The organism is Actinomadura litoris (assembly GCF_009733595.1).
Classification (GTDB): Bacteria; Actinomycetota; Actinomycetes; order Streptosporangiales; family Streptosporangiaceae; genus Spirillospora; species Spirillospora litoris.
The window spans coordinates 1-16,468 of the sequence record NZ_WOFH01000008.1; the positions used below are offsets into that span (position 1 = coordinate 1).

Below are 16,468 nucleotides of genomic sequence, written 5' to 3' on the forward strand. Positions count from 1 at the left end.
GCGGAGGGGACCATGTGCTCGGGAAGCCGCTGCGCCGCGAACTGCCGCACGACCGTCGCGAGCCCCTCGTCCTCGGGGTCGTCCGCGACGATGTAGGCGACCAGCCGCAACTCACCGGGGACGTCCTGGCGGGCGACGACGGCGGCCTGGGCCACACGGGGGTGGGCCGCCAGAGCCGCCTGGACCTCGCCCGGCTCGATCCGGAAGCCGCGAATCTTGACCTGGTCGTCGGTACGGCCCGCGAAGACCAGGAGACCGTCCTGCGTCCACCGGACGCGGTCACCCGTCCGATACATGCGCTCACCCGCGACAAACGGGCACGCCACGAACCGCTCCGCCGTCAGAGCGGGGCGTCCCACATAACCCCGGGCCAACTGAGCGCCCGCGACATACAACTCACCTGTTACACCCGGAGCCACCGGCCGCAACGACTCATCGAGCACGAACACGCGGGTGTTGCCCACCGGAGAACCCACCGGCACCACATCACCCGACGAAAGCCGAGTGGTCGTCACACCAATGGTCGCCTCGGTGGGGCCGTAGTGGTTGAACACCGCGCATTCACCCGCAGCCTCAACCAGCTCCCGCACCCACTCCGGGGATGCCGCCTCACCACCCAGAACCAGCGACCGGGCAGGCAGCACATTCCGCGCACCCGCGACCGACGACAACGCCGCCAAATGCGACGGAACCGCCTTCACATAATCGATCCCATGCTCGGCCAGATACCCCGACACCGCAGCCGGGTCGGTCACGGCCTCCTCCGGCAGGATGTGCAACTCCCCACCGGTCGCCAAACTCGCGAACACCACCGTGTTACCCAGGTCGGTGACCTGCGCCTGAAGCAGCGCATACTTCCCACCCGGCGCCCCGAACCCAACACGAGACGGAACCGAGGCGACATAGTTCCGCACACCACCGTGCGTGACCGCCACACCCTTGGGACGGCCCGTCGAACCGGAGGTGTAAATGACATACGCCACCCCACCCGCCTCGACCCTCACCTGCGGCACGGTCGTCGACTGCGCCGCCAACTGCATGGCAGTGAACGGATCATCGATGGCCACCATGCGGACCCGCCCCGCAGGCAGATCCTCCAAAATCTCATCGGTGGTCAGCAGCAGAACCGCGCCACTGTCAGACAGAACAAACGCGATCCGCTCCGCAGGCTGAGCCGGATCAACCGGAACATACGCCGCCCCGGCCTTCCACACACCCAGCACACCCACCACGAAATCCACACCACGCGAGAGGCACAGACCCACCACCGATTCGGCGCCAACGCCTTGGCCTATGAGGTAGTGCGCCAGGCGATTCGTCCGCTCCTCCACCTCCGCATACGACACCCCGACGCCCTCGGCCACCACCGCCACCGCATCCGGAGCGAGCGCAACCCTCTCCTGGAACAAATCCGCCAGCATTGGACGACCGGCGTCGAAACCGGTGTCGTTCCACTCCACCAGGACCCGATGCCGCGCGTCCTCGTCCAGGACGTCAATGGCGGCGAGCGGGAGTTCCGGGCCGCCGTCCAGAACGGTTTCCAGCGCGGTCACCACGCCGTCGGTCGCCGTGCGGATGAGGACGCCGACCGCCTCGGAGTCGATCGGGGCGACGGCGTCCACGGCCACCTCGAAGCCGTCGCCGTTGTCGTCGACCAGGATCACGAGCGGGTAGTTGGTGCGCTCGCGCACGAACAGGAGGCGGACGCCCTCCATCACCTCGTCCTCGATCCGGCCGTCGTTGCGGCGGTAGTTGAGGAAGGAGGTGAACAGCGGCGCGTCGCCGACGACGCCGCTGGCGCGCTGGGCGACGGAAAGGGACGCGTGCTCGTGTTCCAGCAGTTCCGCGAGCTGCCCCCGCATCGCGGAGACGGCCGTCAGCACGCCCGACTCGCCGGTCCGGACGCGGACGGGCAGCGTGTTCATGTACGGGCCGGGGACCCGGTCGGCACCGGCACCGGCGTTCATGCGGCCGAACAGCACCGTCCCGAAGACGACGTCCTCACGGCCGGACACGGCGGCGAGGACACGCGCCCACGCGACGTGCAGGACGGTGGCCGCGCTGATCCCCAGCCGCCGCGCGACCTCACGCAGTCGCCGGTCCAGGTCGGACGAGAACGGGACGACCCCGTGGACGGAGTCCGCGCCGTCGCCGTGGACGTCCGCCAGCCCGAAGGGCGCCGTCGGCTCCTCGACGTCACCGAGCAGGTCGGCGAAGTACCGCTCGTGCTCGGCCTCCTCGACCCCGCTGCGGGCCTGCGCGACGAAGTCGCGGAACGGCAGCGGCTCAGGGAGATCGTCACCGCGTCCCGCGAGGAACGCCTCTACCTCGTCCAGGACGACCTGCAACGCGGTGTGGTCCCGCACGGTGTGGTGCATGCGCACCAGTCCGAGCCACCGGTCCGAGCCGGGGCGCGCCGCGATGTGCACGCTGAGGAGCGGCGCGTGGCCCAGGTTCATCACCGAGCCGCCGACGGCGACCAGGTCGGCCACCGGGTCGGTGCTCTCTGGATCGAGTTCGACCTCGTGGACGGGCAGGACGGCACGCCGCCACACGACCTGCACCGGCTCCCGCAGCCCCTCCCAGGCGAGCGACGTGCGGTAGATGTCGTGCCGGTCGACGACGCGTTGCAGCGCCTCCGCGAAGGCGTCCGCAACGCCGCGCGAGCCGAACTCCACGACGGCGCGCATCACGTAGGCGTCCTCGCCGCCGTCGGCGAGCAGGTGGTGGAACAGCAGCCCTTCCTGGAGCGGCGCCAGCGGATAGATGTCCGCGACGTTGGCCGCGCCGCCCTCGACGGTGGCGACGACCCGTCCGATCTCGGCGGGCGAGAGGTCGATCAGCGTCAGCATCTCCGGCGTGATCTCGGTGGCGTCCGCCGGGATCAGGTTGTCCGGAACGACCACGTCGCCGGACGCGGCGGACTTCGCCAGGCTCGCCGGAGTCGGCGCCTCGAACAGCGTCCGGACCGATATGGAGACGCCACGGCGGCGCAGTTCCTCCACCAGCCGGATTCCCAGAAGCGACTGCCCGCCGAGTCGGAAGAAGTCGTCGTCGACGCCCACCGTGTCCAGGCCGAGAACCTCGGCGAACGCCGCGCACAGGATCTCCTCCCGCGCATTGGCCGGACCACGCCCGGCTCCCGCCATCCCCTCGAAATCAGGCGCGGGCAGAGCCTTGCGATCCAGCTTGCCGTTCACCGACAACGGCAACGCATCCAATACAACCACGGCCGAGGGAACCATGTACTCCGGCAACTGCCGCGCGGCGAACTCACGCACGGATTCCGAAACATCATCGCCCGCGACGACATAAGCGACCAGCCGCTTGTCGTGGACGACCACAGCGGCCTGCTCGACCGCCGGATGAGCGGCAATGACCGCCTGAACCTCAGCAGGCTCGATCCGGAAACCCCGGATCTTGACCTGCTCATCCACCCGACCCAGAAACTCGATCTGCCCATCGCGGTTCCACCGCACCACATCACCCGTGCGATACAACCGACCACCGACCTCGAACGGAGAAGCCACAAACCGCTCCGCCGTCAACCCCGCCCGCCCCACATAACCGCGCGCCAGCTGCACACCCGCCAAGTACAGTTCACCCGGCATCCCGACCGGTACCGCACCCAGCGACCCATCCAGCACATACACGCGCGTGTTGGCCACCGGAGCACCGATCGGCACCGGCCCCTCAACCTGCTCCGGACGGCACCGCCACGCCGTGACGTCCACCGACGCCTCCGTCGGCCCATACAAGTTGTGCAGTTCCACACCAGGCAGAACCGCGAAGAACCGCTGCTGAACCGCCAGCGGCAGCGCCTCGCCCGAGCAGATCACCCGCCGCACCCCATCGCAGGCACCGGCCGACGGCTCCGCCAGGAACGCCTCCAGCATCGACGGCACGAAATGCAGCGTCGTCACGCGCTGCTCCCGCACCAACGACGCCAGATATGCGGGGTCGCGGTGCCCGTCCGGGCGCGCCACCACCAGCGTCGCGCCCTCCAACAGAGGCCAGAAGAACTCCCACACCGACACATCGAAACCAGCGGGCGTCTTCTGCAAAACCCGATCACCAGCCGCAAGACCGAACCGCGACTGCATCCACCCCAGCCGATTCACGATCCCCGCATGCGAAACGACAACACCCTTCGGACGCCCCGTCGACCCTGACGTGAAAATCACATAAGCCGGATTTCCGGCTCCCAGAGTCCGTGCGCCTTCTTCCAGCGCCTCGCCAGAGAACTCCGCCGACTCGGCCATCACCTCAGGCGTCACCACGCAAACGGCGCCGGCCGCCTCCACCACATACGCCACCCGATCCGCCGGATACCCCGGATCGATCGGCAGATACGCGCCGCCCGCCTTCACCACACCGAGCAGCGCCACGACCAGATCAGCCGAACGATCCAGACGGACACCCACCACCGACTCCGCACCCACACCACGCGAAACCAGCAACCGCGCCAAACGATTCGCCCGCTCCTCCACCTCCCCATACGTCCACTCGACACCCTCGAAAACCACCGCCACCGCACCCGGATCAACCGCCACCCGCGCCTCGAACAACTCCGGCAGCGTCCAACCGGAGATCCCGGCCGCCGTGTCGTTCCACTCCACCAGCACACGCCGCAGCTCGTCGTCGGCGAGCACCTGGACGGCGCCGAGCCGTGGCTCCGGCCCGCCGTCGAGGACGCCTTCGAGGGCGGACACCAGGTTCTCCGTGGTGGTGCGCACCAGGACGCCGACCGCCTCCGCGTCGATCGGGGCGGCGGCGTCCACGGCCAGCTCGATGCCGTCCCCGTTGTCGTCGACCAGCACGGCGAGCGGGTAGTTGGTGCGTTCGCGCGCGTGGAGGAGCCGGGCGCCGTCCATCACGCCGTCCCAGAGCTCTTCCATGTTCCTGCCGGGGTTGTGCCGGTAGTTCAGGAAGGAGGTGAACAGCGGCGTGTCACCGGCCACGCCGCCGGCCCGCTGGGCGACGGCGAGCGGCGCGTGCTCGTGCTCCAGCAGTTCCGCGAGCTGTCCGCGCATCGCCGTGATCGCGTCGAGGACGCCCAGGTCGCGGGTCCGGGCGCGGACGGGCAGCGTGTTCATGAACGGGCCGGGGACGTGGTTCGCGCCCGCGTTCATCCGGCCGAACAGCACGGTCCCGAACACCACGTCGTCACGGCCGGACAGCGACGCGAGGGCACGCGCCCACGCCACGTGCAGCACGGTCGCCGCGCTGACGCCGATGCGGCGCGCGACGTCCCGGAGGCGTGCGTGCAGTTCGGGAGAGAACGGCACGACCCGCTGGTCGGTGTCGCCGCCGTCGCCGTGGACGTCCGCCAGCCCGAACGGCGCCGTCGGCTCCACGTCCGCCAGGAGGTCCGCGAAGTAGCGCTCGTGCTCCGACGTCTGCATGCCGCCGCGGGCCTGCACGACGAAGTCGCGGAACGGCACCGGTTCCGGCAGCGTCGCGCCGCCGTCGGCGAGCAGGGCCCGCATCTCGTCGAGGACGATCTCCAGCGTCGTGTGGTCGCGCACCATGTGGTGGATGCGCATCAGCGCGAGCCATCGGCCACCGCCGCCCGGCATGGCGGAGTACAGCACGTCGATCAGCGGGGCACGGCCCAGATCCATCGTGCCGCCGCCGAGCGCGACCAGGTCGCCCGCCGGGTCGGTGCTCCCGGGATCGAGTTCCACCTCCCGGACGGGCAGGACCGCGCGCCGCCACACGACCTGCACCGGCTCCCGCAGCCCCTCCCAAACCACCGACGTGCGGAAGACGTCGTGCCGGTCGATGACCTCCTGCAGCGCGTCGACGAACACGTCCAGCCCGGCGCGCGAGTCGAACTCCAGTACCGCGGGCATCACGTAGGCGTCGTCGCCGCCGTCCGCGACGAGGTGGTGGAACAGCAGTCCGCCCTGGAGCGGCGCCAGCGGATACACGTCGGCGACGTTGGCCGCGCCGCCCTCGACGGTGGCGACGACCCGTTCGATCTCATCGGCGGAAAGCTCCACCAGCGGCAGCATCGCGGGCGTGATCTCGGTGGCGTCCGCCGGTATGAGGTTCTCCGGAACGGGAATCCGGTCGGTTCCCACCGAAAGCGCCAGCCGAGCCGGAGTCGGCGCCTCGAAAAGGGCGCGCACCGACACCGAGACCTTGCGTTCCCGCAGGACCTCCACCAGGCGCATCGCCATGAGCGACTGCCCGCCGAGTCGGAAGAAGTCGTCGTCGACGCCGACCGTGTCCAGGTCGAGAACTTCGGCGAACGCCGCGCACAGGATCTCCTCCCGCGCATTGGCCGGACCACGCCCGGCTCCCGCCATCCCCTCAAAGTCAGGCGCAGGGAGGGCCTTACGGTCAAGCTTGCCGTTCACCGACAACGGCAAAGCGTCCAGCACCACGACGGCCGAGGGAACCATGTACTCCGGCAACTGCCGCGCGGCGAACTCACGCACAGACTCCGCAACATCATCGCCCGCGACGACATAAGCGACCAGCCGCTTGTCGTGGACGACCACAGCCGCCTGCTCGACCGCCGGATGAGCGGCGATGACCGCCTGAACCTCAGCGGGCTCGATCCGGAAACCCCGGATCTTGACCTGCTCGTCCACCCGACCCAGAAACTCGATCTGCCCATCGCGGTTCCACCGCACCACATCACCCGTGCGATACAACCGGCCACCGACCTCGAACGGAGAAGCCACAAACCGCTCCGCCGTCAACCCGGCGCGCCCCACATAACCGCGCGCCAACTGCACACCCGCCAGGTAAAGCTCACCGGGGACACCCACCGGCGCCGGTCCCAGCGACCCATCCAGCACATACACACGCGTGTTGGCCACCGGAGCGCCGATCGGCACCGGCCCCTCAACCTGCTCCGGACGGCACCGCCACGCCGTGACGTCCACCGACGCCTCCGTCGGCCCATACAGATTGTGCAACTCCACACCAGGCAACACCGCGAAGAACCGCTGCTGCACAGGCAACGGCAACGCCTCACCGGAACACACCACATAACGCAAGCCGCCGCAACGCCCGGCCGACGGCTCGGCCAGGAACGCCTCCAGCATCGACGGCACGAAGTGCATCACGGTGACCCGCTGGTCCCGCACCAAGGCCGACAGGTACGCGGGGTCGCGGTGGCCGTCCGGACGCGCCACCACCAGCGTCGCGCCCTCCAACAGAGGCCAGAAGAACTCCCACACCGACACATCGAAACCAGCGGGCGTCTTCTGCAAAACCCGATCGCCGACCGCAAGACCGAACCGCGACTGCATCCATCCCAGCCGGTTCACGATCCCCGCATGCGAAACGACAACACCCTTCGGACGCCCCGTCGACCCCGACGTGAAAATCACATAGGCGGAATTGTCGGCATGCAGGGAGCGGTCTCCAGAACCCATTTTTTCACCGGAGAACTCCGCCGATGCGGCCATCACCTCAGGGGTGACCACGCAGACGGCGCCGGCGGCCTCGACCACGTATTCCACCCGATCCGCCGGGTATTCAGGGTCGATGGGCAGATACGCGCCGCCCGCCTTCACCACACCGAGCAGCGCCACGACCAGATCAACCGAACGATCCAAACGGACACCCACCACCGACTCCGCACCCACACCACGCGAAACCAGCAACCGCGCCAAACGATTCGCCCGCTCCTCCACCTCCCCAAACGTCCACTCGACACCCTCGAAAACCACCGCCACCGCACCCGGATCAACCGCCACCCGCGCCTCGAACAACTCCGGCAGGGTCGAGCCGGAGCCGGGGACCTCGGCCGCCGTGTCGTTCCACTCCGCCAGCACACGCCGCGCCTCGTCCTCGCCCATGAGGGGGGCGCGGCCGACGCGGTCGCCGGGGGCGGCGGCCGCCATCCACTCCGCGATCCCGAGGAAGCGCCGGGAGACCCGCTCCGCCCCGGCCAGGTCGTGGACGTCGGGGTTGGCGTCGACGTTGACCTGCATGCCGGACCGGTCGTAGACGTCGATCCGGACGCCGTTGACCGGGCCTGTGGACAGGTTGTGCGCGGTGGCCGCGCAGTCGCCGAAGCGCAGGTCGTAGTCGAACGTCATCACGTTGACGAGCAGGCCGAACAGCTCGCCGTCGGCGATCGCCAGGTCGCGGAGCATCGCCTCGTACCGGTACCGCTGGTGCCGCAGCGCCTCCCGGACGGCCCGGGAGGTCTGCCGCACGGCCTCCTCGACGGTGGTGCCCGTGTCGATGGCGAAGCGGATCGGCAGGACGTTGGACGTCATGCCGGGGATGCCGTTCTCCCGGCGCCCGGACCGGGCGCGGACGGGCACGCCCACCACGACGTCCCGGGCCCCGGTCATCCGGTGCTCGTAGACCGCGGCGGCGGCGATGAGGAACCCGGCGAGGCTCGTCCGCAGCCGCCGCGCGGCCGCCTTCAGGACGTCGACCGCGTCGGAGCCCGACGTGCTCGTGTACCGGACGGGCGCGGTCCGCGCCCGGCGCCGGTGGCCGCTCTCCGCCTCGGTGACGGCGGGCAGGTCGGCCAGCAGGTCGCGCCAGTAGCGGCGGTCGGCGTCGAGGGCGTCGGAGGCCCGGTAGGCGTCCTCGGCGTCCATCAGCACCGACACCGGTTCGAGGCGCCCCTCGGACGGGGAGCGGCCCTCGGCGAGCGCGGTGTAGATCTCGGCACCGCGCGCGGCGACGGCGACACCGCCCTGCCCGTCCACGACCACGTGGTGGCCGCTGCTGTACCAGAACCAGCGGTCGGCGGCGAGCTTGAGGAGCGCGTGGCTGTACAGCGGCCCGCCTTCGAGGTCGCGGGGCCGGTCCAGCTCCGCGCGCATCCACGCCTCGGCGGCGGCGCGGGGGTCGGGCTCGGCGCTGACGTCCAGGACGTGGACGGGGTAGTCGGCCGCGTCGTGGACGTACTGGCGCGGCTCGCCGTCGACCACGCGGACGCGCAGGCGGAGCGCCTCGGCCTCCTCCACCCTGATCCGCGCCGCGCGCGCGAGCAGGTCCGGGTCGACCGGGCCCCGGATGTCCAGGTACTCGGCAACGCTGAACGCCCGGTTCCCGGGCGCGAGGTGCTGACCGTGCCACATGCCGAGCTGGCCGGCCATCAGCGTCCGGAGCTGGCCCTCAGACGTAGGCATTCCCGCGCACTCCCATCGTTCGGCTCGTCGACTGGGACGGCACGGCCCCCTCGTCCGGGGGCGTGCCGCGAAACCGCCCAGTTCGGTTCGCGCTCGGCGGTGAAACAGGTGAGGGTGGAACAGGCGGCCGGGGTCAGCCGGACATCGCGACCAGGACGCGCCGGTCCCCGGTGAAGGGGCGCCGCCCGTGGCCGACGGCGACGTTGTCGATGACCATGAGGTCGCCGCGCCGCCAGTCGACGTCGACCGCCGCGTCCAGCCCGCGGTCGCGGACCTGCAGCACGTACTCGTCGGGGATGCGGCCGCCGTCGGCGAACGACACCGACTGCGGCAGCTCCTCCGGCGGCAGGATCTGCGCCAGCTCCCGCGCGGTGTCGTCGCCGAGCGCCGCCGGGTGGAACTGGTCGACCTGGTTGAACCAGACCTCGGCGCCCGAGACCGGATGAACGATCGTGGACGGCCGGACGGGGCTGGCCATGCGCAGCCCGTCGGCGGTCCACTCCCAGTCGTACTCGCCCGCCGCGAGGTACTCCTCGACCGTCGCGCGGTCGTCGGTCTCGAACGTCTGCTGCCAGCTCCGGCCGAGCCCGAACCCGTCGTGCAGGTTCTGCAGGTACCGGACGCCGCCGGCGAACGCCTTCCGGACCTCCTCGTCGAGGACGTCCAGCCACAGCGCGCCGTCCACGACCGGGGTCGCCCCGCCCGACCCGGGGGTGGTGGTGCAGAAGAACACGATCCGCTCGGGCCACCGGTGGCTGTAGGACAGCTCGTTGTGCATCGAGATCGTCAGGTGCTGCGGGTACTCGGTGGAGGTGTACACGTTGCCGCCGACCTTGGCGCGCGGCGACGTCCCGTGCATGTAGGAGAGGCGGTTGGGCAGCAGCGCGTCCAGGACGGGCTCGACCGCCTCCTCGGTCACCTGGAAGTCGCGGAACACCACGACCTTCTCCCGGGCGAGCAGCTCGGCGGGGCCGCCCGCGGCGTCGAGCGCCTCCAGCAGACCGTCGGCGCCTCCCGGGACGCCGTCCGGCCGGAGCTCCAGCGGCTTCCAGTCACTGCGGGCACTCATGGCGAGGCTCCTCTCCGATCTCGGCGTCACAGGTGTACTCCGTCGGCCGGTGCGCGGCCACGGTCAGGCAGGGGGGCACGATCAAGGCGGGCACGGCGAAGGCGGGCACGGTCAGATCAGCCGGGCCCGCGCGTCGCCGCGCCGCGACCGCGACTTGCGCAGGTCGGTGGTCACGCTCACGCGCTTCAGCCACCGGTCGCGGCCGTCGTGGGTGGCGTGGAAGGGGCGGCGGCCGTGCGCGAGCCGGTGGTTGTTGATGACGAGGACGTCGCCGGGCTCCAGGATCAGGTCCTCGACGCCGCTCTCCAGCAGCTCCTCGACGGCGTGGAAGGCGGCCTTGGCGACCGGCTCGTCGGGGACCTCCATGAAGTACGGGTCGATCCTGATGTAGGGGTTCCGCCGGTCGCCCCAAAGGACGGCGACGCGGATGTCGTCCTCCAGCATCCGGCTGATCTCGTCGAACTTCCCGCTGTCCTCGTCGCCGTCCGCGTTGTTCTTGGCGAGGTGGGAATTGTCGGGGCGGATGACGAAGTTCTCGCGCATGAGGGCGTCCAGGTGCGCGTCGCCGAGCCGTTCGACGGGAACGCCCGAGACGGTGGACGCGATGCCCTTCGGATTGCGCAGGCAGCCGAGGAGCAGGAAGTCGGCCCGCCACGGGTGGAACGCGTCCTCGGTGTGCAGGGTCAGCAGTTCCTCGCTGCCGATTCCCATCTGCTCGGTCTCGTACCCCTTGATGGGGAAGATGTCGTGGACGAGCCGCCCGTCCTGCTGCGTGCGCCACCCGAACGGTTCGCCGAGCAGCGCGCCGTGCAGCAGCATGAGGAACTCCTCGGGGAGTTCCGGTGCGCGCGCGGGACGGCCGCGCCAGTGCGGGGGCGTGTCCCCGATGCGCAGGTCGTCGATGCGGTGGCCTCGGATGACGCAGTAGCCGAGTTCGTCCTCCAGCGCGAACGAGCGGAGGAAGCGGCGCGTGCCGAGCGGCAGTTCCGCGGCGAGCACGGGCAGTTCGGTGAGCAGTTCCTCGTCCTCCGGCCCGTCGTAGCGGTCGCAGAGCTCCAATGTGAGGCGCTCGACCTGTTCCGCCTCCTCGGCCGAAATCGTGTGGACGAGACCGCTTACCGACGCCATGCCGACCTCCGGCGAATCGAGAGCTGCCGAACAATGCGCGGAGCAGGCTCCAGATCTGCCGTGTCCCCCGCCTGCCCTGCCCTGGGGTGATTCTCCGCAGAGTGGCCCGGCGGCGGCCGGTCGATCAATACTCGGCGGCGCCGCGGGCCGCCTGAACACTTCGGTCGAACACGCCGCGGGGCGCCGTTCAACTGCGGTGAGACGGCAGTTGAACGAGGCCGGGCCCGGAGCCGCCGGGGCGGTCCCACGAACGCGCGCCTTGACGCCCCGGCCCGCGCGGTGCCACCGTGCCCTTCTCCCTTCCTTTCCCTCGATAATTGCGCTTGAAATACATTTGTGAGGCGTTCGCATGCCGAGCGAAACGGTGGAGTCCCCGCCGCATATCAATCTCGTCGACCCGGGGCTGTACTCCCACGGCGACCCTTTCTCCCAGTGGCGATGGCTGCGCGCGAACGAGCCGGTCTTCTGGCATCCGCCCGGGGAGCTGCCGGGGTTCTGGGCGCTGACGAGGTATGACGACATCAGGGCGGCCTACCGCGACGCCGAGACGTTCAGCTCGGCGTCGGGGATCCTGCTCCGCCCGGCCGAGCACGGCACCGACCCCGGCGGCGGCCGGACCCTGGCGCTCACCGACCCGCCCCGGCACCGGCAGCTGCGCGGGCTCGTGGACGGCTGGTTCGCGGTCCGGACCGTCCGCGCCCTGGAGGCGGAGATGTCGGGCATCGCCGAGAGCGTCGTCGACCGGGCGCTGGAGCGGGGCTCCTGCGACTTCGTCACCGACGTCGCCGCCCGGATCCCGCTGTATGTGATCTGCAAGATGATGGGCGTGCCCGAGGCCGACTGGGAGCGGCTGTACGAGCTCACGAGCCAGGCGTTCGGCGCGGGCGACGCGCTCACCCGCAGGTTCGCCCACCTCGACATCCTCGGCTACTTCGAGACGCTCCAGGCGGAGAAGGCGGCGAACCCCGGCGACGACCTGGTGAGCGTGCTCGCCACCGCGACGATCGACGGTGTCCCGCTCGGCGCCGAGGACGTCATCCTGAACTGCGACAACCTCCTGGTCGGCGGGACGGAGAACACGCGCATCGCCGCCGCCGGGGGCATGCTCGCCTTCCTCGACCACCCCGACCAGTGGGCCCGCGTCGTCGCCGACCCCGCCCTGCTGCCGAGCGCGGTGGAGGAGGTGCTGCGCTGGACGTCCACCGCCACCCACATCATGCGCACCGCCGTGCGGCCGACCGAGATCCGGGGGCGGAGCGTCGCCGCCGGCGACCGGGTCGTGTTCTGGCTCCCGTCCGCCAACCGGGACGAGGAGGTGTTCGACGCGCCGGACCGCTTCGACGTCGGCCGGCAGCCGAACCGGCATCTGTCGCTCGGGTTCGGCGAGCACTTCTGCCTCGGCAGCATGCTCGCCCGCGTCGAGCTGCGGCTCCTGTACGGGGAGCTGATCCGCAGGTCGATCCGGGTCGAGCGGCGCGGCGAGGCGAGGCTGCTGGACTCGATCGTCGTCAACGGGCCCGAGACGCTGCCGGTCGCCCTCAGCGCCGCCGCCTGAAAAGCCGCGTGCCCACCACGTCTCCCCTAGCGGATCGGAACCTGCATTGAGCCAACCCTGGACCACCATCAGCGACGGCGGCCCGGCGCGGCCGGTCGTCCTCGCCGTCGACTACGACGCCACCGGCCGCAGGGACGCCACGTTCCGCGACCTCGTGGAGCTGCTCCCGAGCCCGCTGACCGTCCGGCTGAGCGGGCAGCCGCCGAAGGGCGAGCGGACGGACGCGCAGCTCCTCGACCGGTGGGCCGGCGACCTGCCCGCGACGGTCGGGGCGATCCTCGGGTACTGCGCGGGCTCGATCTTCGCCTGCGCGCTCGCGGACCGGATCGAGCGGGAGCGCGGCACGCGGCCCGCGACCGTCCTGTTCAACCCCGGGCGGCCGGACGCGAGCACGCTCCGGCGCGACTTCGACGGCGTCGTCGGGTCGATGTCGCTGCTCGACCCGCGGGAGCGCGCCGACTTCCTGGAGAAGGCCGCCAAGCAGGTCGCGGCGACCCCGGACGACTTCGACGAGGTCGCCGGAGCGCTCTACGAGCTGTACGGGCAGGCCAGCCGGATCACGTTCGAGCGCGCCGACATCGACGCCGACGTCGGCGAGGAACTGGTCGCCGTGTTCGGCTCCTACATCTCCTACCTGCGGGCCGCGCGCCGGGTGGAGCCCGGTCCCGGTTGGGCCAGGGGCGCGGCGGTGGTCTCCCGCGACCACGTCCAGCCGGCCGCGTTCACCCCGAACCCCGTCCGCACCGGCCTGGAGCGCGAGCGCCTGCTCGGCGACCCCGCCGTGGCGCAGGCCGTGGTCCGGCTCATCGGGGCGGAGGAGTGACGGCGATGCACGCGGAGTTCCCGCTGCCCGAGATGTTCGCGGCCCGAGCCGCCAAGGACCCGGACGCCCCGGCCGTCCGGGACGGCGACCACACCCTGACCTACGCCGACCTCGACGCGCGGTCCGCGCGGCTCGCGGGGTCGCTGAACGCGCGCGGGATCGGGCGCGGCCACCTGGTCGCCGTGGTCCTGGACCGGTCGGCGGACCTGGTGGCGACGCTGCTCGGGGTGCTGCGGTCCGGGGCGGCCTACGTCCCGATCAGCCCGGACGACCCGTCCGAGCGCACCCGCTTCCTCCTGGAGGACGCCGCCCCCACGCTCGTCATCACCTCGCCCCGCCACGCGCCCGGCCTCCGGCGGGTCCACGACGGCCCTGTACTGGACGGACCCCCGGAACCGGCGGAGACACAGGCGCCGCTCCCCCGCGTGACCCCGTCGGACGCCGCGTACGTGATCTACACGTCCGGTTCCACCGGGCGCCCCAAGGGCGTCGTGGTCGAGCACGGCGCCCTCGCCGCCTACCTCGACCACGTGGTCGCCGCCTACCCCAGCATCGCCGAGCGCGCGCTGCTGCACTCGTCGGTGTCGTTCGACATGACGGTCACGACCCTCTACGGACCGCTGGTCACCGGCGGGGCCGTCGAGGTCGTCGACCTGCGCGCGCTCGGCGCCGACGCCGCGCGCGCCGACGGCACCGGACGGCCCGGCCTGCTCAAGGTCACACCCTCGCACCTGCCGCTGCTCACCGCGTCGCCGCCGTGGTGCTCCCCCACCGGGCACCTGGTCGTCGGCGGGGAGGCGCTGACGTCCGCGCAGCTGGAGGCGTGGTGGGAGCGGCACCCGGACGTCACCGTCGTCAACGAGTACGGGCCGACCGAGGCCGCCGTCGGCTGCTGCGCCGCGCACCTGCGCCGGGGCGACCTGCACGGCATGTCCCGCGTCCCGATCGGGCGGCCCACCGCCGGGACCCGCCTGCACGTCCTGGACGAGCGGCTGGAACCCGTCACCGGCGGCGCGTCCGGCGAGCTGTACATCGCGGGCGCCCAGCTCGCCCGCGGTTACCTCGGGCGGCCCGCCACGACCGCCGCCGCCTTCGTCGCCGACCCGTCCGGCCCGCCGGGGGCGCGGATGTACCGGTCCGGCGACCTCGTCCGGGCCCTGCCCGACGGGCGGCTGGAGTACCTCGGCCGGGTCGACGACCAGGTCAAGCTCGACGGCTACCGGATCGAGCCGGGCGAGATCGAGGTCGTGCTCACCGAGCATCCCGGCGTCGCGCGCGCCGTCGTCACCGCGCGGAGCGCGTGCAGCGGGGGGCCGCGCCGGCTCGTCGCGCACGTGGTGCCCGCCGGGGACCGGCTCGACCTGGACGACCTGCGCCGCCACGCCGCCGACCGGCTGCCCGCGCACATGGTGCCCGCCGACCTCGTGCCGCTGCCCGAGCTGCCGCTCACCGCGAACGGCAAGGTCGACACCGCGGCCCTGCCCGCCGCGCCCGCCCGCACCGGGAACGGCGGCGCCGCCCCGGGCACCGCCGAGGAGGAGACGCTGCGCGCCCTCGTCGCGGACCTCACCGGCGCCGCCGCCGTCGGCCCCGACGACGACTTCTTCCAGCTCGGCGGGACGAGCATCGGCGCGGCGAAGCTGGTGACGCGGGCGCGCCGCGCGTCGATCCCGCTGACCGTCCAGGACGTCCTGACCAAGCGCACCGTCCGGCGGATGCTCGCCCAGGAGGGGACATGACCACCGAACTGCCCACGGATCTCGCCAGGCTCGGGGAGGTCACCGGGCACCTGGAGGGCAACGCGCACACCCGCGCGGCCGTCTACGCGCTGGGCGGGCGGGTCGCCGACCACCAGGGGTGGATCGCCGAGCACGGCGACCGCGTCCGCGCGTGCCTGCGGACGTACGGGGCCGTGCTGCTCACCGGGCTCCCCGTCGACCTCGCGCTGTTCGCGGCGGCGGTCCGGTCGGTCGGCGGCGAGCCGCTCGGCTACAACGAGCGCTCGACGCCCCGGACGGAGGTCGAGGCGAACATCTACACCTCGACCGAGTACCCGCCCGACCAGGTGATCCCGATGCACAACGAGAACTCCTACTCCGACCGCTGGCCGGACACGCTGTTCTTCCTGTGCCGCACCGCCGCCGAGACGGGCGGGGCCACCCCGATCGCCGACAGCCGGGCCGTGCTCCGGCTGGTCCCCCCGGACGTGCGCGACCGCTTCGCCTCCGGTGTCGCCTACACCCGCACGTTCCGCGAGGGCTTCGGGCTGAGCTGGCAGGAGACGTTCCAGACCGACCGCCGCGAGGAGGTCGAGCGGTACTGCCGCGAGCACGGCCAGACGTTCACCTGGACCGGCGACGGCGGCCTGCGGACCAGCCACCGGCGGCCCGCCTGGCGCACCGAACCGGTCACAGGCGCCGAGGTCTGGTTCAACCAGGCGAACCTCTTCCACGTCAGCGCGCTCGACGAGGAGGTCCAGGAGGCCCTGCTCGCGGTGTACGCGGAGGAGGACCTCCCCCGCAACGCCTACTTCGGAGACGGGCAGCCCATCAAGCCGGACGACATCGCCGCGGTGGACGCCGCCTACGCGGAGGCGTCCCTGGCCCTGCCGTGGAGCGAAGGGTCGATGCTCATCGTCAACAACATGCTGGCGGCCCACGGCCGCGAGTCCTACACCGGCGATCGGTCGATCCTTGTCGCGATGGCCTGATGACCAGGGAGGACACGCGCGGAGGTAGTGCTGGCCGTACCCGGGTCCGCCCGTAGGCGGGGTCGAC

The 16,468-nt window shown here is 71.5% G+C and carries 7 protein-coding genes; 4 read left to right on the forward strand and 3 right to left on the reverse strand.

The window, feature by feature from the left end; translation table 11 throughout:
- The 3 genes from GNZ18_RS22440 to gntD all read right to left on the reverse strand — a co-directional run.
- The coding region (locus GNZ18_RS22440) for a non-ribosomal peptide synthetase (RefSeq protein ID WP_173390853.1) at positions 1 to 9,083 on the reverse strand (9,083 nt) is incomplete at its 3' end.
- 166 nt (positions 9,084 to 9,249) lie between these two features.
- Positions 9,250 to 10,185, reverse strand: coding sequence for a TauD/TfdA family dioxygenase (locus tag GNZ18_RS22445; RefSeq protein WP_156218529.1), 936 nt, complete (start codon positions 10,183 to 10,185; stop codon positions 9,250 to 9,252).
- A gap of 111 nt (positions 10,186 to 10,296) precedes the next feature.
- Positions 10,297 to 11,313 carry a guanitoxin biosynthesis L-enduracididine beta-hydroxylase GntD gene (gene gntD / locus GNZ18_RS22450; RefSeq protein WP_156218530.1) on the reverse strand — a complete coding sequence of 339 codons (1,017 nt, stop codon included), beginning with the start codon at positions 11,311 to 11,313 and terminating at the stop codon, positions 10,297 to 10,299.
- A gap of 349 nt (positions 11,314 to 11,662) precedes the next feature.
- Here gntD and GNZ18_RS22455 point away from each other — a divergent pair, with 349 nt between their 5' ends.
- The 4 genes from GNZ18_RS22455 to GNZ18_RS22470 are packed head-to-tail and all read left to right on the forward strand — an operon-like array spanning position 11,663 to position 16,401.
- Positions 11,663 to 12,868 carry a cytochrome P450 gene (locus GNZ18_RS22455; protein ID WP_156218531.1) on the forward strand — a complete coding sequence of 402 codons (1,206 nt, stop codon included), beginning with the start codon at positions 11,663 to 11,665 and terminating at the stop codon, positions 12,866 to 12,868.
- 46 nt (positions 12,869 to 12,914) lie between these two features.
- Entirely contained in the window at positions 12,915 to 13,691 is a 777-nt protein-coding gene (locus GNZ18_RS22460; RefSeq protein ID WP_156218532.1) for a hypothetical protein, read from the forward strand.
- A 5-nt stretch (positions 13,692 to 13,696) separates the two neighbouring features.
- Positions 13,697 to 15,430, forward strand: coding sequence for a non-ribosomal peptide synthetase (locus tag GNZ18_RS22465; protein WP_216651403.1), 1,734 nt, complete (start codon positions 13,697 to 13,699; stop codon positions 15,428 to 15,430).
- A complete protein-coding gene (locus GNZ18_RS22470) occupies positions 15,427 to 16,401 on the forward strand; it encodes a TauD/TfdA family dioxygenase (RefSeq protein WP_156218533.1) in 975 nt (324 codons plus the stop codon). The genes GNZ18_RS22465 and GNZ18_RS22470 overlap by 4 nt, the downstream gene beginning before the upstream one ends.
- The last annotated feature ends 67 nt before the right edge of the window (positions 16,402 to 16,468 follow it).